This is a genomic window from Alcaligenes sp. GCM10023179 (assembly GCF_042653705.1).
Taxonomy (GTDB): Bacteria; Pseudomonadota; Gammaproteobacteria; order Burkholderiales; family Burkholderiaceae_B; genus Alcaligenes; species Alcaligenes phenolicus.
In genome coordinates this window covers 731,080-757,508 of sequence record NZ_JBHSIQ010000001.1, presented here as the reverse complement: position 1 = coordinate 757,508, position 26,429 = coordinate 731,080, and the positions used below count along the sequence as shown (strand labels likewise).

General features: G+C 57.4%; 20 protein-coding genes. 4 read left to right on the top strand and 16 right to left on the bottom strand.

What is annotated here, in order from left to right; translation table 11 throughout:
- Positions 1-90: 90 nt before the first annotated feature.
- A complete protein-coding gene (locus ACFPDR_RS03345) occupies positions 91-1,005 on the bottom strand; it encodes a LysR family transcriptional regulator (RefSeq protein WP_009464011.1) in 915 nt (304 codons plus the stop codon).
- Positions 1,006-1,111: 106 nt separating this feature from the next.
- Here ACFPDR_RS03345 and ACFPDR_RS03340 point away from each other — a divergent pair, with 106 nt between their 5' ends.
- Together ACFPDR_RS03340 and ACFPDR_RS03335 are read left to right on the top strand one after the other, a co-directional pair.
- Complete coding sequence (locus ACFPDR_RS03340) at positions 1,112-2,701, top strand: sulfatase (RefSeq protein WP_376910547.1); 1,590 nt, start codon at positions 1,112-1,114, stop codon at positions 2,699-2,701.
- A gap of 37 nt (positions 2,702-2,738) precedes the next feature.
- Entirely contained in the window at positions 2,739-3,710 is a 972-nt protein-coding gene (locus tag ACFPDR_RS03335) for a Bug family tripartite tricarboxylate transporter substrate binding protein (protein ID WP_376910545.1), read from the top strand.
- 467 nt (positions 3,711-4,177) lie between these two features.
- Here the strand turns inward: ACFPDR_RS03335 and ACFPDR_RS03330 are convergent, their stop codons facing one another.
- From ACFPDR_RS03330 to ACFPDR_RS03315, 4 genes are all read right to left on the bottom strand, one after another.
- Entirely contained in the window at positions 4,178-4,351 is a 174-nt protein-coding gene (locus ACFPDR_RS03330; protein WP_376910544.1) for a hypothetical protein, read from the bottom strand.
- A 581-nt stretch (positions 4,352-4,932) separates the two neighbouring features.
- Positions 4,933-5,907, bottom strand: a complete 975-nt coding sequence (locus ACFPDR_RS03325; protein ID WP_009464016.1) for a Bug family tripartite tricarboxylate transporter substrate binding protein — start codon at positions 5,905-5,907, stop codon at positions 4,933-4,935.
- A 21-nt stretch (positions 5,908-5,928) separates the two neighbouring features.
- The gene (locus tag ACFPDR_RS03320; RefSeq protein ID WP_035273671.1) at positions 5,929-6,822 is read right to left on the bottom strand and encodes an MBL fold metallo-hydrolase; all 894 of its coding nucleotides are present in this window, start codon (positions 6,820-6,822) and stop codon (positions 5,929-5,931) included.
- 178 nt (positions 6,823-7,000) lie between these two features.
- On the bottom strand, positions 7,001-7,747 hold the full coding sequence (locus ACFPDR_RS03315) for a GntR family transcriptional regulator (protein WP_009464020.1): 747 nt from the start codon (positions 7,745-7,747) through the stop codon (positions 7,001-7,003).
- A 195-nt stretch (positions 7,748-7,942) separates the two neighbouring features.
- Between ACFPDR_RS03315 and ACFPDR_RS03310 the strand changes: the two genes are divergently transcribed.
- A complete protein-coding gene (locus ACFPDR_RS03310) occupies positions 7,943-11,551 on the top strand; it encodes a BTAD domain-containing putative transcriptional regulator (RefSeq protein WP_376910542.1) in 3,609 nt (1,202 codons plus the stop codon).
- A 92-nt stretch (positions 11,552-11,643) separates the two neighbouring features.
- On the opposite strand, the gene ACFPDR_RS03305 is transcribed toward ACFPDR_RS03310, so the two are convergent.
- Complete coding sequence (locus ACFPDR_RS03305) at positions 11,644-13,248, bottom strand: phospholipase D family protein (protein WP_376910541.1); 1,605 nt, start codon at positions 13,246-13,248, stop codon at positions 11,644-11,646.
- A 154-nt stretch (positions 13,249-13,402) separates the two neighbouring features.
- Between ACFPDR_RS03305 and ACFPDR_RS03300 the strand changes: the two genes are divergently transcribed.
- Complete coding sequence (locus tag ACFPDR_RS03300; RefSeq protein ID WP_115634376.1) at positions 13,403-14,326, top strand: EamA family transporter; 924 nt, start codon at positions 13,403-13,405, stop codon at positions 14,324-14,326.
- A gap of 3 nt (positions 14,327-14,329) precedes the next feature.
- On the opposite strand, the gene ACFPDR_RS03295 is transcribed toward ACFPDR_RS03300, so the two are convergent.
- From ACFPDR_RS03295 to ACFPDR_RS03250, 10 genes are all read right to left on the bottom strand, one after another.
- The gene (locus ACFPDR_RS03295) at positions 14,330-15,814 is read right to left on the bottom strand and encodes a bifunctional ADP-dependent NAD(P)H-hydrate dehydratase/NAD(P)H-hydrate epimerase (protein ID WP_035273665.1); all 1,485 of its coding nucleotides are present in this window, start codon (positions 15,812-15,814) and stop codon (positions 14,330-14,332) included.
- 188 nt (positions 15,815-16,002) lie between these two features.
- Positions 16,003-17,025: an XdhC family protein gene (locus tag ACFPDR_RS03290; RefSeq protein WP_035273662.1), complete on the bottom strand. Its 1,023-nt coding sequence runs from the start codon at positions 17,023-17,025 to the stop codon at positions 16,003-16,005.
- A 24-nt stretch (positions 17,026-17,049) separates the two neighbouring features.
- On the bottom strand, positions 17,050-18,726 hold the full coding sequence (locus tag ACFPDR_RS03285; RefSeq protein WP_321291329.1) for a TRAP transporter large permease: 1,677 nt from the start codon (positions 18,724-18,726) through the stop codon (positions 17,050-17,052).
- Positions 18,727-18,737: 11 nt separating this feature from the next.
- Positions 18,738-19,346 (bottom strand): TRAP transporter small permease subunit, encoded by a 609-nt coding sequence (locus ACFPDR_RS03280; protein ID WP_199264969.1) that lies wholly within the window; start codon positions 19,344-19,346, stop codon positions 18,738-18,740.
- Between the two features lie 38 nt (positions 19,347-19,384).
- Entirely contained in the window at positions 19,385-20,146 is a 762-nt protein-coding gene (locus ACFPDR_RS03275) for an ABC transporter permease (RefSeq protein ID WP_009464034.1), read from the bottom strand.
- Complete coding sequence (locus ACFPDR_RS03270) at positions 20,139-20,918, bottom strand: ABC transporter ATP-binding protein (protein ID WP_009464036.1); 780 nt, start codon at positions 20,916-20,918, stop codon at positions 20,139-20,141. The genes ACFPDR_RS03275 and ACFPDR_RS03270 overlap by 8 nt, the downstream gene beginning before the upstream one ends.
- Complete coding sequence (locus ACFPDR_RS03265) at positions 20,918-21,937, bottom strand: ABC transporter substrate-binding protein (protein WP_376910539.1); 1,020 nt, start codon at positions 21,935-21,937, stop codon at positions 20,918-20,920. Before ACFPDR_RS03265 ends, ACFPDR_RS03270 begins: the two co-directional genes overlap by 1 nt.
- A gap of 44 nt (positions 21,938-21,981) precedes the next feature.
- Positions 21,982-23,169 carry a xanthine dehydrogenase family Fe-S subunit gene (locus ACFPDR_RS03260; RefSeq protein ID WP_083054524.1) on the bottom strand — a complete coding sequence of 396 codons (1,188 nt, stop codon included), beginning with the start codon at positions 23,167-23,169 and terminating at the stop codon, positions 21,982-21,984.
- A 3-nt stretch (positions 23,170-23,172) separates the two neighbouring features.
- Positions 23,173-24,009, bottom strand: coding sequence for an FAD binding domain-containing protein (locus ACFPDR_RS03255; RefSeq protein ID WP_321388835.1), 837 nt, complete (start codon positions 24,007-24,009; stop codon positions 23,173-23,175).
- Positions 24,006-26,408, bottom strand: coding sequence for a xanthine dehydrogenase family protein molybdopterin-binding subunit (locus ACFPDR_RS03250; protein ID WP_376910536.1), 2,403 nt, complete (start codon positions 26,406-26,408; stop codon positions 24,006-24,008). Before ACFPDR_RS03250 ends, ACFPDR_RS03255 begins: the two co-directional genes overlap by 4 nt.
- Positions 26,409-26,429: the final 21 nt, after the last annotated feature.

Below are 26,429 nucleotides of genomic sequence, written 5' to 3'. Positions count from 1 at the left end.
AGTAACATAACGGCAATTTTTAGTTACATGAGTTTGAAAAACAAGCTGTCAGTTCTTTCAGGGTCAGCCCGCGCTGACCCCGACTTACAATCACACCACTTGAGGTTGCTTACTCATCCAGCTAATTACCTCCTCCAACATCGGTTCGCCCGAATCCTGCGGGCGCCACAACAGGCCCAGTTGACCATGCAAGCGCGGGTCGCTCCAGTCCAGGTTCAAGATACACAGCTCCGGGTAGACCGGCACCATGCTGCGTGTCATGGGCACTAAAAAGTCGCTATTGACCGCCACACGGGCATTGGTATGTGCGTAGGCGGACTCAATGGCGCAGGTGGGATACGGCAGGCCCTTGGCATCCAGACCCAGTTCAAAACTGCGCCGCATCGGGCTGTTTCGTGGTGGCAAGATCCAGGGATACTCCAACGTCTGCTCCCAGGTCACTTCATCTTGCTGTGCCAAAGGATGCTTGCGGCAAGCTGCTACCCCCAAAGGCACCATACCCAAAGGCAAATACGCCATCGCCGGGTTACGGCCTGCTTCATCCACACGGCCAATAACCAGATCCAGTTCGCCCTGTTCCAGATTACGACTCAAAATATCCAGCGTGCCTTCCTGAATACGGATATGGCATTGCGGATCGCGCTCGTGCAAATACACCAGCAACTGCGGCAAATAAACCGCAGCCACCATAGGCGAAATACCCAAAGTAAATTGCTGGCGAAAACCCTGCCTGTATTGCTCCAGAGTTGCATTCATGCGGTCAAGGCGATTCAACACCCCCTGGGCCTGGGAAACCAGCGCCAGGGCGGCTGGCAAAGGCTCAATGCCGCGAGCATGACGCTCGAACAAGGGCATGCCTATATTGTCTTCAAAATCCTTGAGCCATTTTGACAAGGCAGGCTGAGTCATATTGGACTGCCGGGCCACATCGCTCATGCTTTTTTCTTCGCACAAACGAATTAAAACCTGCAGATGCTTCAAGCGAATGCGTTCACTCCAGCTCATGACTTACCTATATGAAAGAGGTATATATACCTGCAAGTTATTCAATTTAACATTATGGCTACTGCTTCCATAATGGGGATACCCAAAGCTACAAAATAGGCACTTCATGTCTCAGTCAGTACCCAATTTTTTATTGATCATTGCGGATCAACTCCGCGCAGACCATTTGGCTTGTTACAGCAATAAAGAAGTTAAAACGCCCAATCTGGATGCGTTAGCCGCTCGCGGTTGGAGTGCTGACCGATTTTACGTCGCCACCCCCATCTGTATGCCCAACCGTGCGTCCCTGATGACTGGTCGCATGCCCTCGGTGCACGGCGCCCGTCACAATGGTGTGCCCCTGCCACTGGACTCCAGCACCTTTGTCGATGTACTGCGCCAGGCAGGCTGGAGCACAGCCTTGGTCGGCAAGGCGCACCTGCAAAATATAACGGATACGCCCCCGCTCTACCCACGGCCGGATGATCCTCCAACCAAGGGAGAAGCTCGCTCTCCTCTGCCTACCAACGATTACGGCCAGGAATGTGGCCAATGGTGGCGCGATCGCGCCGATCACGGTGTTCAGCTACCTTTTTACGGCTACGAGCACGTGGACCTGGCCATTGATCACGGCGATCAGGTCTGGGGCGACTATGGCCGCTGGCTGCAGGATGAACATCCTGAAATCGCCGCCCTGTCCGGCCCTGAAAACGCCATCCCGACTCCGGACTACGAGTTAAGCCGCATTGGCCAGGCCTGGCGTACCCGTGTGCCAGAAGAGTACAGCACCACGGCCTGGATTGGTGAACGGACCCGCGCTGTGCTGGACAAATATGCCCAGGAACAACAGCCCTTCTTTATTCAGTGCTCCTTCCCGGACCCGCATCATCCCTTCACTCCGCACGGTCAGTACTGGGATATGTACAAGCCTGAAGAGGTCAGCCTGCCTGACTCCTTCCACCTGGGCCCGCATCCCCTGCCTGCCCATCTGCAATTGCTGCATCAGCTGCGCGATGAAGGCAAAGCCATCAAGCACACTCCTACGCTGTTTGCCTGTTCCGAGCGCGAGGCCCGCGAGGCGATTGCGCTGAACTACGGTTCCATCACGCATATTGATGCCGAGATCGGGCGCATTCTGGACCATCTGGAGCGCACTGGCCAGGCGGAGAACACCATCGTCATTTTCATGAGTGATCATGGCGACTTCATGGGCGACCATCAATTGATGCTGAAGGGCCCTGTGCATTACCAAAGCATTATTCGCAGCCCCTTTATCTGGTTTGACCCCAAGGATGCGAAAACTCAAGGCACAAGTGAGGCGGTCTGCTCTACCATTGACGTCGCGCCTACGGTGCTGGAACGTGCCGGCCAGCTGCCCTACAACGGCATCCAGGGTCGCTCCTTGCTGAAAGTGATGCACAAGGAGCCTGTGGAATGGCGCAAAGGCATACTGATCGAAGAAGAAAACCAGCGCAAGCTGTTCAATACGCCTATTCGCACCAAGCTGCGTTCGCTGGTCACGCAGCAGCACCGTCTGAGCCTGTATGAAGGCGGTCAAATTGGCGAGCTGTACGATCTGCAAGCCGATCCGCTGGAACAACATAATTTGTGGAATGAACCTGACGCGCAAGCGTTAAAAACAACGCTTTTGTGTCAATTGATCGATACCATGATGGCTCACAGCGAAACCAGTCCCTTGCCTTTGGCGATAGCGTGAGCTGAACACTGTTAATTACCCCTATCTGGAGACATCTATGCCCACCCTTTCCTTGCTGCGCAAAGTAAGCATTTGTGCGCTGATCTTACCTTTGGCTACACCAGTCCAGAGTGCCGAGGTGGCCACCATTGTGGTCAGTTCCGTGGCAGGAGGCCCGCTAGATGTCCTGGGTCGCATGTTGGCCCGCGAAGCCACTGAAACCACGGGCCAAACGATTGTGGTGGAGAACCGGGCGGGTGCAGCCGGTACGATTGCTGCAGAGGCAGTGGGCCGGGCCAAGCCAGATGGCAATACCTTGCTGCTGACACTGGATACGGTTGCGACAGCCAACCCGCATATTTACGTCAACAGCAAGTTCAAGATCGGGGAGTCCCTGGATCTGGTGTCTTTGCTGGGTACTTTTGACCAGGTTCTGGTGGTTCCCAGCAAGACCGGCATCACAACACCTGCCGAGTTTCTGGAGCGCGCCCGCGCCAAGCCCATGAATTACGGCTCGGCCGGTATGGGTTCGCCTGGGCATTTGATGATGTCGGCCTTGACGCAAGATAGCGGTATCAAGCTGGATCACATTCCGTATCGCAGCAATAGCGCTGTGGTCAATGATATGTATGGCGAGCGTCTGGACAGCGGCTTTTTGACGATTGCCGGTGTCTTGGGTCCGATCAAGGAAGGTTTGCTGACTCCCTTGGCGACTTCTGGCGGCAAGCGCAATCCTTTACTGCCTGAGGTTCCTACTTTGGCCGAAGCAAAGCTGCCTGGATTGGAAAACTTTAACGAGAGCTTCTCGTATCTGGTTTTCACCACCAAGGGTTCGCCTCCAGAGAAGATCAAGGCATGGAACGATTTGCTCAGCGATATCGTGAAGCGTCCGTCCACCGCCGAGACTTTGCGGATGCTGGATATTCAAGCCTACGACTCGTCCAAGGTTTCTCCAGCCCAATGGGTGCAGCAGCGTAACGCTCGCTGGGAACAGATTGTGCGGTATAACAATATTCGCTCTGATCAGTAATTGTTGGAATTACAGCCCCTGGTTTCAGGGGCTGTTTTTTTTGGGCTGCGTAGGTGCGTAGGTATTGCTGAGGGGAGGCTTTCTTCGTGGAGTTGCCTTGGGGAGACTCAATGCTTGATAGCGAGCCAGCTCGTAAAAAGAAGGGAGCAGGAGCAGGGAGCCGGTTAGTGCAGGTGTAGGGGTGTTCGGGCTGAGCACTTGCCGGTGCTACGCACCGGTGCCCTTGTCAGTTTGGGAATCCGGGCGCCCTGTGAACTCGCGGGGTACTTGGTCCCCCGGACCAAGTACAAACGCCCCGCTCAAACAGCACAGGGCTTGCATCCCGAATTCCCAAACTGACCGCGGCAAGTACTCTGAATCGCCCGAACACCCCTACACCTGCACCAACCGGCAGACTCACATTGCTCTGCTCCCTTCTTTTCAAGAGCCCAACTGAATGGCTCAATGCGATATGAGGTTTGCTGCTTTTACGCCCTGTTTAAGGAGTGAAAGCTATGGCGCCAGAAGTGGCCAACAACAACAACAACAACAACAACAACAACAACAACAACCAAAGCCAAAGCCAAAGCCAAAGCCAAAGCCAAAGCCAAAGCCAAAGCCAAAAGAGTAGCGCCCCAAAACCTTAAAGCCTCCTCCAGCATCGTAAAAAAGCTACTTAATCCCCACCCCCTTTTTCCTCAACTGCAGTCACCTCGCCTATGACCCACGTACTCAAACCAAGTTCAAAACCTGTCTGAAGCGTCCCAAGAAAAACGAAACCACCGTTCAACAAGTCCAAACCATTTCTACTCTCCAGTGCTGTTTGGGCTATGTACACGATGTTGCTTGTTTTCTTGTGGGGCCCGGGTACGGCTTGGCGGGCGAGTCAGGGCTCTTGCCGCAGGCAGAGTGCTGGGGCGGGATGCAAGGGTCGTGCTGTTTGAGGAGCACGCTTGCGGTTTGTCCGGGGGACAAACCGCGCTCCGAGTTCACGACCCGCCCGCCCCAGCACTCTGACAAGGGAACCCACGCGCAGCGTGGGCAAGAGACCCGCCAAGACAAGCCGTACCCGGGCCCCACAAGAAAACTACCCGCCACCCTCACGCAAAGCCCAAACAGCACGTCCAGAAGAAAGCCTCCTCCTGTCAAAACCAGCGCCCTCCCACTTCAAACAAGCCCTCGCATACAAGGCTCGACAAAACACTCAGTCTCAATCAAGCCAACCCTGTACTCAAGCGACATATCAATCCAAACTAATCCCAGCCTTAGTCACGATATCGTGCCAATAATCCGCCTCTGCAGGCAGTCCCTTCCGAAACTCCTCAGCAGAAACCTTGGACAGCAAATACCCTTGATCCAGCAGCTTGCTGCGAATAGCCGGATCAGCCAGAACCTTCTCCAAAGCCCCTTCAATCCTGCTCACGATCTCCGTCTCCGTCCCGGCAGGAACAGCCAACGCCCACCAGTTGCTGATCACCACGTCCTTGTAGCCCAGCTCCTCCATCGTGGGGACATCAGGCAAAGCCGGGAAGCGCTCTGGCAAGGCCACTGCCAAGGCCTTCAAACGACCTTCAGGCAGAAAAGCCGCCCCCAAACCATAGCTACTGACAAACATCTGCACTTCATTGCTCAACAAAGCCTGAATCCCCGGCGCCGAGCCTCGGTAATGAATGCCCAACATGTCGCCCTCCAGGGCCTCGGACAACTTCCAGGCCGACAGCTCCGGCGTTGTGCCTGCTCCTGGCGTCCCGTAATTCACCTGCCCTTTGCGCTGCTGAACATAATCCCGGAATTCAGCCATGTTCTTGACCGGCAAATCCCCATTCACATAAACAAAAGCCGCCGCATCCGCCACCTTGTTGATCACATACAAATCCTTGAACGGGTCATAACCCATGTTCTTGTACAAGAACTGATTGATCACAAAATTATTGGTGGCTGAAAACAGCAAGGTGTAGCCGTCCGGCTTGGAGCGCGCCACCATCTGCGTGCCAATATTGCCGCCCGCGCCGGTCTTGTAATCCGTAATTACCGTCTGCCCCAGCTCCTTCGACAGTTCGGGCTGCAAGATACGGAAAATAATGTCACCCGCCGCTCCTGGAGGGTAAGGAATCACCACTCGCACAGGGTGATCGGGATAATCCGCCCAGACCGGACCTGCCGCAGCCAGACCAAGCGCAGCCACCAGGCCCACCACCGTCTTTTTAATTGCTTGCATCTTGTCTCCCCCGCGCGCCTTTTACAGGTCTATGCGCATCAAATCCGTTGCCAAGCGCAAATCGCCTTTGTAGCTTTTGCGAATATCCCGAGCCACTTCATCCAGACGCTCCGGCCCCATCAAATCAACCGGCAAATGATTGCCCGCCGCACGTTTAATCACCGGACTAGTGGAGTCGTAATGTCCAAAATGCGTGGCCACTAAACTCTTCACATTGGCTTTACGAGCGATCTCACCCAACTGCAAAGGACTGGTATGGGCAAACGTCCCTACCCCTGACTGCGCGCGATGCTTCAGGAAAGACTCCGGAAAAGTGCACTCATGTATCAGCAGATCCGCATCCTGCGCCAGGCGAATCATGGACTCACACGGAGCCGTGTCGCCACTGAACGCCACAACCTTGCCTTCAGCCTCCATACGAATACCAAAGCAGTCCGTAATTTCGCTAGGAATGTGGTCCACCACATCAATGTAGATTTTGACGTCCTCGTCCTCGTACATCAGACCTGGCTCCACCTCGAAGACCTCGGGGCGCACCGCTTCAATATTTTTCTGACGAGCCGGATAAGCCGCACGAGCCTGAATATCCACCCGGAACGCGCCATTCTCGAAGGAATGATCCACAAAATCCTGCGTGCCTTTGGGGCCAAAAACCTTCAGCTTGCCTTCACGGTTAAAAACCCAGCTGGACAGTACAAAAAAAGGCAGACCGCAAACGTGGTCATAGTGCAGATGGCTTAAAAACACCCAAGGCACATCGGCTGGATTGATATTGGCCTTCACCATCTGACGCGTGGACCCTTCGCCGCAATCAAACAGATAATTCTTGCCATTCTCCAGCGTCACCAAAATGGACGACTGAGCACGATCGGGATCTGGCAACGCAGCGCCGGTGCCAAGCATGGTTATCTTCACGTAAAACTCCTCCAAACAATAAAAACATCCAGCACCAGAACAGTGCCTTCCCTATAAAGTCATAAAGTTCTATTTTTAGGACTTTATGGAAAAAGTGTACACCTCGCTACCCAGCGGCATAACTTGGTGTTTTTACCTAGGAGTGTCGTAAAGGCGCAGCGCGCCTGGGATGGCAGCCTTAAAGGCCAGGTGTCAGCTCGGTCTGAATGCTGAGATATTTAGCGGGATAAAAGACCTGTGCCGCATAAACCAGTTGATTTGCACGGTTCACAATCAGGCGAATTACCCGCACCACAGGCATGCCTATGTCCATATTCAAATGGCGTGCTAAATCCGCATCGGCAACCCGTACGGTCAGTGTCTGACGAATAGTATGAATCTGCTCGCGAGCCAGACGATTTAACACCAGCAGCACTGGTTCCTGACTTAATTCCGGTTGCAAGGTCTGGGCCAGAGTATTCAACACGTAGACCGTATTCAGGCTGTAAGCCACGCCATCAGCGTAATTCACACGGCTGGTCCACCAATACTCATCGGGCAAGGACTGCCCGGTAATTTCAATGGGCAAGGCTCCCAGACCATTGCCCAGCTCCACCATGACCGAATCCAGACGCGTCAGATGTTCAATCAAGGCATCCCAATTGGTGGGCAACATCAGCCAATGGTCTTGCGCGACGTCGCCAATCACAAACGTGCCCTTGCCGCGTGTGCGCTCGATCAGGCCTTCGTGTTCCAGCTCATCCAGCGCCGCCCGCACGGTAGCGCGCGAGACGCCATACTCCTGCATCAACTCTTCCAGCGTGGGAATACGCGTGCCTACCGGCCATTCGCCACGCTCCAGGCGCGCTCGCAAGGTATATTTCACCTTGAGCGACAGAGGCAATTTGGACTGTTTGCGCAGCGATGAACGTGTGGGATCGACCATACCAAGAGGCAAGCAAGCACAGGAAAGTGACAAGTCCACATCATAGCCTGCGATGAGTTAAGCCGGAGTTATCCCAAAAAGGTTTAATCTTGAACAAGCAAAGCGTTTATTTTTGCAAAAGTTGGTAAACGAAAATTAAACGGATCGGATACATTATCCCAATCATTGCTTAACTCTTGATACGAGCCCGAGCCCATGGATGTTTTGCCTTCCTCCGCCTCGCACTTGGCCCAAATTTACCTGCTCGGTACCTACCGACTGCTGGTGAAAGGACAATGCCGCGCACAAATCATTAACTACGATAAAGCGCGTATTTTATTGTCCATGTTGGCCTTGGCCCAGGGCAAGCCGATTAGTCGCAGCCGTCTGGCTGAAACGATCTGGCATGAAGACCCCATCAGTGTGGGCCGCGCTCGTTTACGCCACGCGCTGCATGCCTTGCGCCGCGCCTTTGAGGGTTGTGATCAGGCCCTGCACATTACCAATGACACCCTGGCCCTGGACCCCAGCCACACCCAGGTGGATGTGCTCAGCCTGTTGCAACACCCCAGTCAGCCATCGCTTAACGATCTGGAGCGCCTGAACCTGTATCAAGGCCCCTTGCTAGGGCAGGTAAAACTGCACCATGGCGAGCAGTTACAGGACTGGTTGCAGGATACACAGCAAAACATTCGTCAAACTCTGTCGCAATGCCGTGACCGTTACATACAGTCTGGCCTGAGCACGCTGCCTACGCCGCAAGCAATCAGTTACCTTAAACGCTGGCTCCTGATCTGGCCAGAAGAAGAAAAACTGCATCAAGAGCTGATTCGGCTGCTGAAACAGGAAGGCCAGCATGAAGCTGCCCTGCACGCCTACGAGCAGTGCTCGGTCTTGCTGGCCGACCGCCTGGGTTGCGAACCCAGTGCCCAGACACGCAGTCTGGTGGATTTGCCGGCACGCTCGATCAGCCCTGCCAAATCCTTACCCACGATGGTCTCCCTGCGCCTGCGCCCCTTGGCCGCGGTCGGCTTTTGCCTGCGCTTTGAGCCCGGTCACCGGCATGCTCGTGAGCGCGGCGGCCATCTGCTGGAACAATGTCGCCAGACCTTGCAAATCTTGATTGAACAGCATGGCGGCTGGCCCTGTGAGGCCGGTCCCAATCAGTTGATTGCCTACTTTGGCTATCCCGAGTTGCTGGAGTCGCCCGTTGCGCAAGCAGCCGCATTGGCACGGGTTGCGGCAACCTTGCGCATGGATGAAAACGTCAAGCTGAGCATCGCCCTCCACGCCGATCTGGCCATGGACGATCAAAGCACTTACCCCGATCCCTGGGGCCAATTGGCACAAGTGGTGCTGCCCTTGAGCTGGGAAGCCAGCCCCGGCACGCCACGTATCAGCGTGCAGGCCGCTCTGCGTCTGGACACCAAGGATGTGCAAGGCCCGCTGGGCCGCCAGAGCGAAGCGCTGTGGCTGAATCTGAGCCCTTCCGACGCAGACCCTACGCGTTTAACCAGCCGTGTCTATGGCCGCTCGCAAGAGTTCGACCATCTGGTGCAAGCCTGGTCGCATATCGGTCCCAACCGTGCCTTGCATCACATTGCCATTCACGGTCGGGCTCATATCGGCAAGAGTCTGCTGGTGCAGTCTCTGGCGGACTATGTGCAGAAAACCGCCCACCACTGCATTGTGCTCAATTGTCGTGAAGACAAGCGTCGTGTGGCCTGGCATCCGATTCGCCTCTGGCTGCACGAGCAGATTGCCGATTACCTCACCGCGCAAAACGGCAAGCAGCGTGATCCCTTCTCCGTGCAAACCTTGCAAGAGGCACTGGAAATCAGCCCCAAACAGGCTCAGTCCCTGCATCAATGGCTAAATAGCGGCCCGGACGAGCAAGACCTGAACGAGCCTTCCACGGCTCATATGGATTTATTGTTCAATTTGCTCAGCGGCCCAGGCAATTCGCCACGCCGTCGCTTGCTGATAATTGAAAACGTGCAATGGGCCGACCCGCCTACCCAGCGCCTGATCCGCTTACTGGCGCACACGGCCCCGCGTCACCCCACCTTGCTGCTGACGACCAGCCGCAAACCCGGTCATGGACTGGAACGTGCCGAGCACCTGAGCCTGCGTACACTGGATCGCTCCAGCATCAACAGCCTGTTAAGCGGCCAACGGGGGCAAAGGCTGGCGCGCGATAAACGCAGCCGCCTGGTCCGCTTAAGCGCAGGCAATCCAGGCCATGCCAACGAGCTGCTGCGCTGCCATGAGCTCAATAGTGAATGCAGCGATGCCTTGTGCCTGACTGACCTGGTCTGCACCCAGTACCACAGCCTCCTGCCCGCAACACGCCACATCCTGACCAGCATCGCCTTGCAGGCACAGCCTATTTCCATCGACGAGCTGGCTCTGATGCTCCGCCTGGAAAACACCGCCTTGAGCAGTGGACTGGACACGCTGGCAACGCTGGATCTGATCGATGTGCATGACAAGCATGTCTCCTGTCTGCCGCTGGTCTCCCAAGCGCTGGAACGTGTAGCGATGCAGGAAGAACTGCGTCAGGCCCACTACGCCATCGCCCAGCACGGCATACGCCGCCGTCACGCGCCCGAGTACATTGCCCTGCATCTGTGCGAAGCGGAAAGTCCGGAAGCCGCCTTCTGGTGGCAGCGTGCGGCCCGCGAAGCGCTGGCACAGGACGACCTGCGCCAGGCCAGCCAATACTTGCAGCGCTCCTTGAACCGCAGCGAATTGATTGAAGATTTACAGGTTCGCCAAACCCTGCAATTTGAATGTCGCATGTTGCAAGGCGCGATTGAGTCCTCGTTGTACGGCCCCGCCTCCGCCTCTACGGCCATGGCCTACGAGCTGGGCCATGAGCTGCATGACGAGCATGACTCGGATCAGGTCATGATCAGCTTGTGGACAGCCTGGACAGCCTTTCAAGCCCAGGGCAATTTCGAGCAAGCCCTGCAAAAAGCGCGCCAGTTACTGGCTCTGGCCAATGAAACCAGCCACGATCAGAACCGCAGCTGGGCCTTGTACGCCATTGGCCAGCACGAGCTGTGGAAAGGGAATGTCACCAATGCCATCCAGACGCTGAACCTGAGCCTGGCCGTCTTTGATGACCTGAAGGAGCAGAACGGTCGTCAGGCCATTGCCGAGCACTTTCCTCAGTCCATTACCTTTGGAACCCTGAGCGTCGCCCTGGCCTTGAAAGGCAATATGGATGCCGCTCAGCAACATGTCCATCTGGCCTTGCAATCCTTGCGTGTGGATACCGCTTTTTCACTGCGCGCCATTACGCACTTGTTCGTCATGCAAGCCTACTACCTGATGGAACAGCTGGAAGACTGTCAGCAAGTGGCCGAGCTGTCCTTGCAAGAGCTGCAAAAATCGCATAACCCCGAGCCCTGGTCTGCACTTAGTCGCTCGTACCTGCACTATTGCCAAGTGATGTTGCAAGGCCGAGAAACCAGCCTGCAGTCCCTGCTCGATTGCGTACAGATCGCACAGTACGGTCTACCCATCAGCGCCGATGGCCTGATGAGCCGCATTGCTCGCGCCATGATACGTCTGGGTCGCAGCAATGAAGCCATGCCCTGGCTGGACAAGGCTGCCGCTCAAGGTCTGCGTTATGACACCAATAGTCTGGGCACCGAGCTGCACTGTGTGCGCGGAGACGCCTGGATGGCGCTGGGCGAGAACGCACAAGCCTTGCAGGAATGGAATCTGGCCGAGCAACACATGGAAAAACATGGCTTGCATCGCTACGCAGACTGGATTCAGACACGCCGACAGGCCGTGCAAAAGCTCAAGGTCTAGTCAATAAAACCAGTAACGACAAGAAAATGCCCCCAAGGATCAAGCTGACTCCTTGGGGGCATTTCAGATCCGCTACCGATAATTGAATCGGCTTAAAGCAGCCACTCGATCGGCAGGATAGACAAGACGCCTACCCCGGCTCGACGCCAGATACTGGCATTCGGCTCGGAGGTGAAAAAGCGCTGGGTGCCGTCTTCGTTCAACTGAATCCACACCAGATCACCGTTTTCATCCAGTTCTACACGATAACTGCGGTAAGGCAGGACGTCCTCAAAACTCTTGGACAGGGCCTGCGCCATTTCAGGGCTCTCGATAATAAAGCCCAGCTCCGTATTCAAATTGACCGAACGCGGATCGAAATTAAAAGAGCCCACAAACAGGCGCTTACCGTCTACCGCAAAGGTCTTGGCATGCAGGGCCGAACCCGAGCTACCAAAAGGCCCGGAGCCGTGACGCGTAGGCTTGTCCATGGTGGGCCGCAGCTCCAGTAACTGCACCCCGGCTTCCAACAAGGCTTTACGTCGTTTCGCATAGCCTGCATGTACGGCCGTCACGTCCGTTGCAGCCAGGGAATTGGTCAGAATACGGACCTTCATGCCAGGCCGCTTCATCATGTCCTCAAAGGCCCGTACACCTGCAGCGGTAGGCACAAAGTACGAGGACACCAGGTCCACCTGGCTGGTGGGCTTGCCCAGCACATGGTCCATTTGCCAGACCATCAATTGCTCCGGGTTGACCGGGCCCAAGGCCTTGGCCGGATCATCACTGATCATGGTGGTCCGCGCCCACTGGAAATCCAGCTCACCACGCACCAAATGGCTGACCAGGTCCGACTCACGCAGCACCTGCTGGTAATCCTTGGCGCGTGGTTGCGCTTCGGCTTCCTGCAACTTGGCCTGAAACTTCATCAGAGCTTCCGAACCACCCGTTTTGATCAGGCTGTCCACCGGATAGGCCGATTGACTGGCCCAGTAACGGTCAAAATCCTTGGAGACGTCCTGCACCACCGCGCCAATCGCCATCACATCCAGATCCGCAAACAAGACGTCCTGAGTCGCACCGAAGTACTCATCGCCTACATTGCGCCCACCAATAATGGTGACCTGGTTATCCACGGTAAAAGACTTGTTGTGCATGCGCCGGTTCAGACGGGAAAAGTCCGTCAGAAAACCCAGAGGTTTGGGCCAGCGCAGCACAAAGGGGTTGAACAGCCGTACCTCGACATTGGGGTGAGCGTTCAAAGCGGCCAAGATATCATCCAGCCCGGTGATGCCGTTGTCATCAATCAACAAGCGCACACGCACGCCACGCTCGGCAGCCTGCAATAAGGTGCCCAGCATCAAGGTGCCGGTGGTGTCGCCCCGCCAGATGTAATACTGCACGTCCAGCGTTTTTTGAGCAGCAAAGGCCAACAAGGCACGGGCAGCATAGGCATCGTGCGGATCGAACAAGGGATAAATGCCTGTCAGACCGGGATGCTCCTGTGCCATGGGGGCCACAGCCTGGCCAATCATGGTTTCCTTGGCCTGATCCAGCGGCAAAGCCTCGCTTTGGCTACGTCCTTCCAGCGAAGGCAGGGCACAGCCTGTCAGGCCGGCCAGCAAGGCCCCACCCGCCATCAAGCTGCGCCAGAAAAAGGACGGCGCTTGTCCCGTAGAACGAGGAATCGTCGGCTTTTTGGCGGGGTCGATTTTCATGAAGGCATCTCTGTGGACATGGACATCGCTCAACATAGTAGCACCGCCCTCGGGGCCAAGCCTGGGCATGTTTCGCAATCAATACTTGCAGCAAGTGACAGGGCGGACAACAATAAAGCATCCGCCCATTCTTTAAACTTGAAATAAAAGTAGCATGCCCCCCGCAACATCTCCTGCCTTACTGCCCCGTCACCTTGCCATTATGTTGCTGTTAATGCTGGGCAGCTCCTTCGCCGCCAACCATATCGCGGCCAAAGTGGCGCTGGACCATGGCACCGGGCTAATCATCTCGGTTATTTTTCGCTCGGCCGCGGCCACCCTGGCCTTGAGCATGCTGCTGATCTGGCGCAAGCAAGCCCTGTATGTGCCCCGTCAGTATCTGGGCTGGCAACTGATGCTGGGCGGGCTGATCACCATGCAGTGCATGCTGATTTATTCCTCCATTGCCCGTATCCCCGTCGCCTTGGCCTTGCTGGTGGCCAATATGTACCCGATTCTGCTGGCGCTACTGACCTGGATACTGGGCGGGCACAAACCCACGCGCAAAACCTCCATCATCATGGTGGCAATTCTGATCGGCCTCTTGTTGGCGCTGGACGCTCCCAGTCTGATCAAGGGCGCAACGCTGGATGGGCAGTGGGTCCTGGGCGTGGTGTGCAGCCTGCTGACCGCCCTGACCTTTGCGATTGGCCTGTGGATTACAGAAAATAAACTGGCACCCTTGCCCGGCCTGGTACGCAGTTTCTGTACCATCAGCCAAACTTTGGTCTGCCTGATTGCACTTAGCCCTCTGGGACTGCTGCCCGGTGGCTCTTCGCTGCCCCACGACGCTATAGGCTGGATTGCCCTGTCGCTGGTCTGTGTGCTGTACACCACGGGCTTTGTGACCCTGTTTGTGCTGGCTCCCCGCCTGGATATGACACGCAATGCGCCCTTCATGAATATGGAGCCGGTGGCCTCGCTGATTCTGGGCTGGCTGATTCTGAAGCAGACCTTGAACTCCACCCAATTGCTGGGTGGAGCGGTGGTGCTGAGCGGGATTGTGGCGCTGGCCTACCAGCGCGCCCCACGCAAGTAAGTATCAGGCCCTGGACAGAAGGCGCTGCCAAACACGGGGCAGCACCTCTATCAAATCCTCCGGGATCAATCCGGGACCAAACTCCAGGGCGGCCTGTGAATGCAGCCAGACAGCCGCCCCCGCCGCTTCAAAAGCAGGCATGCCTTGGGTCAACAAGCCACAGACCAGACCCGCCAATACATCCCCGCTGCCCCCGGTGGCCAACCACGGCGGTGCGCAGGCATTGATCAAGGCCCGCCCATCGGGCGCGGCAATAACAGTATCTGCTCCCTTCAACACCAGCACGGCACCACATTGCGTAGCAGCCAGTCGCGCTGCCTCCAGACGATCCGGCGCTTCCTCAAAAACGCGGGCAAACTCGCCCGCGTGAGGGGTCAACACGCACTGCTCATGCAAGGCATCCCATAACTCCTGGGGCTGTGCTGCAAAGCTGCTTATGGCGTCCGCATCCAGAACACAAGGTCGCCCCGTTGCCAGCAAAGCCAAAGTCAGGCGACGGGTTTGCTCACCCAATCCCGCACCCGGCCCCACCAGCCAGGCGCGAATGCGCTCGTCCGTGGTCAAAGTGTCATCCAAGGGAGCCACCATGATGCTGTCCAGCGCACCGGCGTACACCGACCAGACCGAGGGCGGCACAGCCATGCTGACCAGTCCGGCTCCTGCGCGTTGTGCTGCACGAGCCGCCAGACGGCTGGCTCCGGTCATCCGTTCGCCCCCAACCACCAAAGCATGCCCACGCGTGTATTTATGGCTCTGGGCGCCCAACTGCGGCAGATGAGCCTGCCACAAGGCAGGTTCATTCAACCAGGTATTGGCCTCTTGCAAGGCCGGCGCTGGCATACCGATTTCGGCCAGCTCAAGCTTGCCGCACAAGGCACGGCCCGGATACAGCACATGGCCCGGCTTGTAGCGCACAAAGCTGACTGTCACCGTGGCAGGGGCGACCACACCGCGCACCTGCCCGCTGGCCCCATCCAGGCCCGATGGCACGTCAATGGCACATACAGGAACCTTGGAAGCCGCCAAAGCCTGAATCAAGGCAGCTGTCTCGCCCTCTACATCACGATCCAGGCCTGCTCCCAGCAAACCATCCACCACCACCGAAAAGCGTCGAAAGTCCGGGCACTGGCTTTCCCAGCGACCCTGCCATTGCGTTTGCGCCCAGGCAGCCGTACCCTGCCGTACAGACGGGTCCACCAGACTGAACACGGAAACCACCCGCCCCTGCTCGCGCAGAATCTGCGCCGCCACCAGAGCATCTCCACCGTTATTACCCGGCCCGCACAAGAACAGCACCGCTCCTTGCGGCCAGTGGCGCTGCACGGTACGCGCCACCGCACTGGCAGCGGCCTGCATCAATTGCTCGATGGATACCCCGAAAGCCGGAGCGGCTGCATCCATGCTGGCGCACTGTGCCGGACTGTACAAGGCCTGTTTTCCGGGCGCGGCACTCAGGGGCAAAAAACCATATTGGGACACAAAGGGCATGGCAGGCTCACAAAGACAGAAATCAAAACGTCCCTACGCTGCACGGGCTGGTCACCCGCTGGCGGCCCGCTGAAGACAGAAGGCGTCAGGTCCTGGGCGGCCCGGAGACAAAAAAAGAACGGGTCGCCGCCCGTTCTCTTATCTTAGTGCGAAAAGTCTGAATGCAGAACTGTCGCAACAGCCACCCTCTAGGCCGACGGCTGTTCTTGTCTATCCTTGACAGAGCCGACGGACAGCTCACGCGGTACCTCCACCCCGTTCTTGATCGCAATGATCTCGGCCATGATGCTGACGGCAATCTCTGCCGGGGTTTTGCTGCCTATATACAAGCCAATCGGACCTTTGAGCTTGTCGATTTCCTCGGCCGTCAGATCAAAGTGCTCGGCCAAGCGTTCGCGACGGCTCTGGTTATTACGTCGCGAACCAATCGCCCCCACATAAAAGGCACTGCTCTTGAGCGCCTCCAGCAAGGCCATATCGTCCAGCTTGGGATCGTGCGTCAGGGCCACAATGGCCGTACGCCGATCCGGCACGCAGGCAATGACCTCATCATCCGGCATGCCCTTAACTACACGCGCACCCGCTACGCTCCAGCCTTGAATATGCTCGCTGCGCGGATCGCAGACCGTCACATCAAAGCCGTTGAACAAGGCAATGGTCGCCACGTACTCGGAAAGTTGCCCACCACCGATCAGCAAGAGCCGATAGGACGGGCCAAAAGTCACCGACAGGCTGTCCTGACTTAAATGCAAGGCAGCCGGAACGCGGGTGGCACTGCCCCAGGCACGGCCAGTTTGCAGATCCACATGACGTTGCACCAGATGGCGCTGCTCCAGCAAGCTCAGCAATTCCGACAGTGCTTGCGGGCAGGGATTGAACTCCACCAGCAAACGGATCGTGCCACCACAAGGCAGGCCAAAGCGATGCGCCTCATCCGCGCTGACGCCATACGTCAGCATCTGAGGACAGCCATCGCCATGCAGGCGCCTATCCGCCCCTGCGGGGTCGTGATAGGCACGGATCAGGTCGTCCTCGATACAACCACCCGAGACCGACCCGACCACCGCCCCACCTTTTTCCAGAGCCATGATGGAGCCCTCTGGACGGGGGGACGAGCCCCAGGTCTGCACAACCGTAACCAAAATGGCATCACGTCCTTGTGCGCGCCACTCGTGCAACTGGCGCAATACCCTGACATCCAGGCTCTCCATATGTGTCTCCAGTCTTTCCTGTGTTTATTTGAATACCGGCATACCGCCACCCTCGCCCGAATCATCAAACGGATTCAGGTCGGTACCGTACTCGTCCTGCATGTCGATCGTGACTGTATTGGGATCAACTTGGGCGCCCGTTCCCTTGTAATGCGTCACCATGCCAGGGAACAACAGCACCACAGCAATCATCACGATCTGGATACAAATAAACGGTACGGAGCCCCAGTAAATGTCGCCTGTGGCCACACCCGGAATCTTTTTCTTGGTCACTTTATCGATGTAATCATCCTTGGGCGCCACCGAGCGTAAATAAAATAGTGAGAAGCCAAATGGTGGATGCATAAAGGATGTTTGCATATTAACGGCTAAGAGCACGCCAAACCAGATTAAATCGATGCCCATCTTGTCGGCCACCGGCCCCAGCAAAGGCACAATGATGAACGCCAGCTCGAAGAAATCCAGGAAAAAGGCCAGTACAAACACCAGCACACTGACCAGAATCAGGAAGCCATATTCGCCGCCAGGCAGGTCAATCAGCAGGTGCTCCACCCACAAGTCGCCATCCACGCCACGGAAAGTCAGCGAGAAGATGGTGGAACCGATCAGAATGAACATCACGAAGCAGGACAGCTTGGCCGTGGTATCCATGGCTTGCTTGAGCAAATCAGTGCTCAAACGACGACGGCTGACCGCCATCAGAATGGCACCGACTGCGCCCATCGCACCGCCTTCCGTGGGGGTGGCAATACCCAGGAAAATCGTGCCCAGCACCAGAAAGATCAGGCCCAGGGGCGGGATCATCACAAACACCACGCGTTCTGCCAGCACCGACAGCAAGCCCAGCTTCAGCCATTTGTTGATCAGGGCCAACACGAACGCCACACCACCAACCAGCAAGATGCAGATAATGACTTTCTCATCTACGGGGCCGTTGGGGTCAACCCAAAATTCGTCCAAGATATAACCGGCCACCAGCGAGATCAACAGCAACACGCACAAGGAGCGCGCACCGGAACGGCCATTGGCCTCCGAATAAGTGCGATGTTCGGCAGGAATCGGTGGCACATCCTTGGGACGCAGCACGGCCAGAATCAGGATGTAAAGCAGATAAGCGCCTGTCAGCACCAGACCAGGCACCATGGCACCGCGGTACATATCGCCTACCGAACGGCCCAACTGGTCAGCCAGCACAATCAGCACCAGCGACGGCGGAATAATCTGCGACAAGGTGCCTGAAGCGGCAATCACGCCCGTGGCCAGTCTGCGGCTATAACCGTAGCGCAACATGATGGGCAAGGAGATCAGGCCCATGGAGATCACCGAGGCTGACACCACACCTGTGGTTGCAGCCAGCATGGCACCCACAAACACCACGGCAATGGCCAGACCACCAGGCATGGAACCAAACAGCTGACCAATCGTATCGAGCAGGTCTTCTGCCATGCCGGAGCGTTCCAGAATCAGCCCCATGAAGGTAAAGAAGGGAATGGCCAGCAAAGTATCGTTGGCCATGATGCCAAACACACGCAGCGGCAGCGCCTGGAACAGGGACCAGTTGAACAGGCCCATTTCCACACCAATCAGACCGAACACCATACCGTTGGCGGCCAGCGCAAAGGCAACCGGAAAGCCCAGCAGCAAGAAAACAATCAGTGATGCAAACATCACTGGCGCCATATTGGCGACAAATAAATCCATCATGATCTGGTTCAGCCTTTGTGTTGATGCGCTAACTTGGCCTCGGCTTGCCGTGCAATTTCTTCAGCCAGCAATTCTTCGGGCGTTTTGTCCTGCAACTTCTTGTTGGGGTTGGGGCAAGCGCCACGCAGGAAACCGATGCACTTGATCAGGTGCGAAATTCCCTGCAGGGAAATCAGGGCAAAACCAATCGGGATAATCAATTTGGCAGGCCAGCGAATCAGGCCACCGGAATTAGAAGACACTTCCTGGCTCAGGTAGGAGTCCATGAACACCGGCCAGGACAAGGCCATGATGGCAACACAGGCCGGCAACATGAACAGCACCACACACGCAGCTTCGATCACAATTTGCTTGCGCTCGGACAGGCGCGAGGCCAGCACGTCCACACGCACGTGCTCATTGCGCAAGAAGGTATAGCCGCCCGTCAGCAGGAACAAGGCGCCAAACAAATACCACTGCACCTCCAGCCAGGCATTGGAGCTGGAGTCAAAGAACTTGCGCGCGATGGCGTTATAAGAGCTGATCACGACAACCAGCAAAACCACCCACATGACCACCCGGCCACATAGCTGATTCAGGCTGTCGATCGCCCTGGATAGTTTGAGTAAAGATTGCATCAATCCCCCAGATTTTCTGCGTTGAAGTTAGTTGGAATCTAATGAGACCGAAAGCGGGTGGCGCGCTTTTCGACTGCATCCAGCAGGAAGTACAGCGCCAGCCCCATGACGGCCAGAATGAACAGGGCGGAGAACACCCGCACCGTGTCGAACACCCCTTGGGCGCTCATGATCACAAAGCCCAGGCCACGCTGGGAGGACACGAACTCGCCCACAATAGCCCCTACCAAAGCTAGGGACAGAGCCACTTTCAGGCCCGCCATGATCGATGGCAGCGCAGAGGGCAGGCGCACTTTGAAAAACAGGGCAACCGGCCCGCCTTTCAAAACCCGGCCCAGGTCCAGAATGTCGGGCGAGACCGAGCGCAAGCCTTGCACCGTATCCACAATCACGGCAAAGACGGCGATCAGAAAAGCAATGGCCACCTTGGGCTCGTAGCCTGTACCCATCCAGACCACGAACAGCGGTGCCAAAGCCACTTTGGGAATGCTGTTGAAACCCACAATCAGGGGATAGCAAAAACGCTCGAAGAGCGGTGAACCCACGAGGGCGACGGCAATCAGCACGCCGCCTACGGCGGCCAATACAAATCCAGCCAGCGTGATGCCGAGCGTGTATAACGCTTGACCCATGTACCAACCCAGTTCGCCATACAAATCCTCCAGAATCAGCGAGGGGCGCGGCAAAATCACTTCCCGCACCTGACCCAGCCAACAAATTAATTCCCACGCCAACAGCACCACGACGGTAGAGACCACGCCCGCCAACCAGCTGGGCATGGAACGCAAGGCTTTATTCATGGCTGTCTCCTGCACCATCGGCAATGCCGAACAATTGACGGATATGAGCGACATGCCGACCGAACTCCGGGGTCTCGCGCAAGGACAGCGGGCGCGGACGAGGAAAGTCGATCTTGATCTGCTCCAGAATGCGGCCTGGACGAGACGAGAACACCAGCACGGTATCGCCCAGGAAAACGGCTTCGGCAATGCCGTGCGTCACAAACAAGGTGGTGTTGCCCGTTTTCATCCAGATGCGCTGCAATTCGGCGTTCATGTTGTCGCGCGTCAGTGCATCCAGCGCACCGAAAGGCTCATCCATCAGCAGCAGGCGCGGATCATCCACCAAAGCACGGCAAATGGAGGCCCGCTGGCGCATGCCTCCAGACAACTGGCGTGGATAGCTGTCGGCAAACTGAGACAGGCCGGTCAAGGCCAGCAATTGATCCACCTTGTCCAGATAATCGGCCGTGCGCTTGCCGGCAAACTCCAAAGGCAAAAGAATGTTGTCGCGTATGCTGCGCCACTCCAGCAAGGCATCGCGCTGGAACACCATGCCCACCTGGTCGGGCGGGCCGCTGACGGGTTGCTGGTCTACCGTCAGGGAGCCGCTGCTGATGTTTTCCAGCCCGGCCACGCAACGCAGGAAGGTGCTTTTCCCGCAGCCGCTGGGGCCCAGAATGCTGATGAACTGGCCTGGTTGAATATCGACATTGATGCCGTCCAGCGCCAGCACATCACGCGCGCCCTCAAAGCGCTTGCGCACATCTTGAGAAAGTACCCGCGCCGCCATTACTTCAGCTCCAGACTGCTCAGGGATTGCGGGGTGACCACGCCGGACTGGTAATAGTCCATGGCCTTCTGACCGGCAGGAATCAGCTCTACCCGTTCCAGCGTGGCAACTGTCTTGTCCCAGTCCGCAGGCTGGTTCACGCCGATACTGCCTTGCTCCACAGCCGGGCCAAAGTAGGTTTTAAGAATGTTCAGCTGGTCCAGCAAAATGGCTTTGTCCAAACGCGCATTGGGGCGTTGCGCCACAATCGCATCCACCGCTTCTTGCTCGTGACCGCTGTAAATGTAGTTCCAGGACTTGGCCACCACATTGGAGAAAGTCGCCAGCTCCTGTCCCCGGCTGGCTAGCTTGGCTTCGCTGGTGAACAGGCCAAAGCTGACCATATCCAGGCCGTGCTGGGCGAAAGGAATGGCATTGGAGGCGCGCTGACGCGACACCGAAGCCAGTACAAATGGAATGGTGGAGATCACGGCATCGGCCCGCCCCACCGCATAGGTCGCTGCCTTGCCAGCCGCATCCACACTCAGCAGATCCACATCGCTGCGACGCAAGCCGCCCGCCGCCAGAAACGCATCGACAAAAGGCGCTTCCAGAGAACCGGCGGTATAGGCGATCTTGCGTCCCTTCAAACCCTCCGGCCCGCTAATACCCGAATCCTTGGGCACCAACACGCCGATATCGCTGGACGTGGCAAAGGTGGCCAGCCCTTTGACTGGCAAGCCTTTGCTGCGTGCAATCACCATGGAGGCCAGCGCTGCCTGGCCCACATCAAAGCGATCACTGCCACCCACGATCTGCACCGCCGTGACAGAACCGTTGCCATCTTCCAGCCGTACATCCAGGCCAGCCTGCTTGAACCAGCCCTTTTCCACGGCCAGATGAAACGGTGCATGGACGGCCCAAGGGGTCCAGTCCAGCTTTACATTCAAGGGCTCGGCTGCCGCCCCCCAGGTGCTCAACAAGAAGGTGGCCCCGATTGCGAGGCGCACACGTCCCCCCAAAGCTTTACGCTCCGTCATCTCCTTACCCCCGTTTTATTTATCGTCTTGCGTCGTCTATGCGCTTATGAGCGCCGGAAAAGTCCCTTGAAGCGGTCCCACAAAATGCTGAAGAACATCTTGACCGGATTGAACTCGGCCACCACCGGCTCTTCACCTTCGGCCAGCGGTTTTTCCAGGCGCAGGTTCACGTTCTTGCCGAACTCCGCAATCATGCGGCGCACGAAATCCTGAACCAGCCCGGAGCGCGAAAACTGCGCCAGTGGCCCTTGCAGCGAATACACCAGCTCCACTTCCACGCGGCTGCGCGCTTCGCCATCCGGATTGACCTGAAAGCTGACATCGCCACGGGCACGCGATTGGCTCAAGGAGTCCACGCCCTCACCGCGCAGCACGGCAGCACGGCGTTCGTTATCCTCTTCCAACGTGGCATTACCCTTGAAGGCAGCCGACATGGGGCCAAATTTGATGGCGATCTTGCCCTGTACCGTGGCCCCTTCCTGGGACTCGATAATCGCGCCGGGCAGACAGCCCGCCACTTTGGGCAAATCCTTCATGAAAGCCCAAACCTGATCGGCCGGGAAACGGGCATCGAAACCACCTTGAATGGCCTGACCCTTGCCCTTGTCGGCACTGCCGGACGCGGCAGGTGCAGCAGCGGCCACCGGAGCGGGCGTCTGCACTTCTTCCTGTACCGCTTCAAAAGTCGTAAAGCCGTTCTGGTTCCAGTCTTGCTGCACGTTCTGCACCACGGCAGCGCGCAAGGCTTCTACCTGGGCATCGGGCTGATCGCGCAGGGCTTGCAGCACGGACAGAATGGCGGCTGTAATGCCTTGATAGCCGGTGCAGCGACAAATATTGCCGGACAACTCAATACGCACACGGGCTTCGTCTGCATCGGGCAAACGCAGCACGATGTCGCGGCTGGTCGCCAACATGCCAGGCGTACAGAAGCCGCATTGCAAGGCGTGTTTTTCCGAGAAAGCCGTACGTAGACGGCTCATGATCGGATCGTCGTCGTAGCCTTCTACGGTGGTGACTTCGTGGCCATCACAAGCACCGGCAAAAGTGATGCAGGAGCGCACTGGACGGCCATCCACCAGCACCGTACATGCGCCGCACACACCGTGTTCACAGCTCAGGTTGGTGCCGGTCAAACGGCTTTTCTCGCGGATGAAATCACCCAGATGGGTGCGCGGTTCGGCCTCATGCTTTTGCTGACGGCCGTTAACTTGAATCGAGATTTCTGCCATGTCTTAACCTTTCACACCCAGCGCTTGCTTCAGGCTGCGCTCTACTACCGTACGGAACAGCACCTGATGAGCTTCATCCCGTTGTGCCAGATACGGCTGCAAGGCCGCTGCAATCGTGTCCCCTTCCAGGACGGCGGCCCCTTGTGCAGCCACGTTCACGGCCAGCTCGGGCAAAGAGCGCGGAGCGCCTTCCATGGCTCCAATCACTACGCGCGCCGTGCGCGTGGCCGGGTCGAAATAACAGGCGCAGCTGGCATCGGCAAACTCGCCCACTTTGCGGGTAAATTTGTAATAACCCCAACGGGCCGAACCGGACACTTCAGGTACATCCACAGACTCGATGAACTCACCGGCTTCCAGCACCGTGGTGTAGGCAGCCAGCATGAATTCGCTCATGGGAACCGTACGGCTGCCTTGGGTTCCACGCACATTGATGCGTGCGCCCAGGGCGGCACAGGTCAGCACCCAGTCTGCCGCCGGGTCCGCATGGGCCAGGCTGCCACCCAAGGTGCCGCGATTACGCACACCCCGGTAAGCAATGCGGCCTGCCACTTTCTGCATCATGTGGCCGCGCAGCAGGTCGTGAATGCCATCTTCAATCTGGGCGTGAGTCACAGCAGCGCCGATACGCACTTGCCCTTTATTGGCCGTTACCTGTCGCAGCTCGGGCACTGCCGACACATCCAGCACTCGAGCAGGGCGCACCAGACGCAGATTCAACATGGGGCCCAGGGACTGGCTACCGCCCATCAAGCGCACGGCGGAAGGGTCGCTGCCATAAGCGTCCTGGATCTGTTTCAGGCTCTGGGCCTGTTCATACTCAAACTTGGCGGCCTTCATGCCTGAACCTCCGACACGGGCTGTTTATCTTGCTGATTGGCGGGCTGTGCTGCAGCGCGGATGGCGCTTAGCAGTCGATGCGGTGTCACGGGCGTGTGCGAGACCTGTGCTCCCGTAGAGCGCAAGGCATTATTAATGGCGGACATGATGGCGGCAGGAGGTGCAATCGCTCCGCCCTCGCCCATGCCCTTGGCACCAAACTCGGTATTGGGCGATGGGCTTTCCATGTGTTCGATATGAATATTGGGCACCTCGCAGGCACCGGGCATGACGTAGTCTGCCAGGGTCGATGCCAGCGGCTGAGCAAACTCGTCGTAAGGCATTTCTTCGTACAAGGCGGTGCCGATCCCCTGGGCAATCCCGCCTATGGTCTGGCCTTCCACAATCATGGGGTTGATCATGACGCCGCAATCTTCCACCACCACGTACTTGAGCACTTCCACCCCGCCAGTCTTTGGATCAACAGCCACCACCACGGCATTGCTGGCGTAGGTGAAGCTGCCGGTATCGACTTTGGGTTTGTAGCCTACGGATAGCTCCAGACCTTGCGGGTCCACGTCCTCGGGCAAATGCTGCGGATTGATGTACCAGGCATCCGCCACTTGGGCGATGCTGATTTGACGGCCCTCGGCACTGAACATATCGCCTTGATGCTGCATGCTGTCCACATCAGTTTTCAGCATATGCGCGGCAATCTTGCGCACGCGCGGCAGCAGCTCTTTACAGGCCTTGGACACCGCACCGCCAGACATCACCAGGGAGCGCGAGGCATACGTGCCGGTAGAGAATGGCGTGCGGCCCGTATCGCCGTGCACCACTTTGATCTTGGCCACGGGAATACCCAGAATTTCGCTGGCGATCTGGGCAAACGAGGTTTCCATACCCTGGCCGTGCGAGTGCACACCCACACGCACTTCCAGCCCACCGTCTGGGGTCATGCGTACAAAAGCCTGATCAAAACCCGGAATCACCGCAGTGCCCCAACTGGCGAACACGGACGTACCGTGTGCGGACTGCTCGGTATAAGAAGCCACACCCAGACCAATCAGGCGACCATCGGGCTCACCCTTGGCCTGACGAGCCAGCACAGCCTCCACATCCACCGCAGCCAGAGCGCGGCGCAGGCTTTCTGGATAGTCGCCCGAGTCGTAGTGCTTGTTGGCCACGTTGACGTAAGGCATTTGCTCGCCTTGCACCAGGTTCATCAAGCGAATTTCCCAGGAGGGCTTGCCGACCGCCAGGGCGATCTGATCCATCATCTGTTCAATGGCCAGGCAGACACCCGTACGGGCTACGCCACGGTACGGCATGAAGCCTGGTTTGTTGGTGCCCACACCGCGTGTGCGGCAGCGGTAGCCACGAAAATCGTAAGGACCGGGCAAGTTGCCCAGGGCCTGGCCTACTTCCAAACCCACGGTAAAGGGCCAGACCGAGTAAGCGCCACCATCAATATCAATTTCAGCATCCAACGCCAGCAGGCGGCCTTCATTGCTGATGTGTGCTTTCAGGCGGTATTGGTGTTCACGGGTATTGGCGCCAGCAATCAAGTGCTCACGGCGGTCTTCCATGAAACGAAAGGGCTTGCGGAAGGTCTTGGCCAACCAGGCCACGCACAGCTCTTCCTGATGCAGCACGCATTTATAACCAAAAGCGCCGCCCACATCGGGGGAAATCACACGAACCTGCGCCTGATCCATACCCAGGAACTGGGCAATGCCAGTGCGGTGCATATGCGGGATCTGACTGCCGCAATACACCACCAGTTGATCGGCCTGGAAATCCCAATAGGCCAGAACGGCCTTGCCTTCCATCGGCAACATGCACTGACGCGACAGGCTGACCGAGTGCTCGATCACGCGATCGGCACGGGCGGCATGCTCTTCAAAGGCCATGTCCGAGCGCAGTGTCACAAACACATTATCCTGCCAGCCTTCATGCAACAGATCACCCTGCGCGGCCAGCGAGGCCGGCACACTGCCGTAAACCGGCAGTTCGTCGTACAGCGCTTCAATCTCCTCCAGAACGTCCTCGGCCACGGCGCGGCTTTCACCAAAGGCCATGGCAACCGGCTCGCCCACATAACGCACACTGCCCGAGGCCAGCGGCGGCATGCTGGAGGCCTGGTAACTGGGCAAAGTGGAAGCGGCGTAAATATCCAGACAGTCCGGCATATCGGCGCGGGTAATAACCTGCGCACGTGCGCTGTCTTCAATATTGATCTGACGGATTCGGGCATGCGCCATGGGGCTGCGCAGGAAGGCGACTTCCTGCAGCCCTGGCATGGTCATATTTCCGATGAAGTTGCCCCGGCCATTGAGATGGCGCGCATCCTCCTTGCGAAGAATACGCGCACCCACTCCTTGGCCACCCAGGCTTGACGGGTGACTGTGCTGACTCATTTCACTACCTTAAGAATGTGC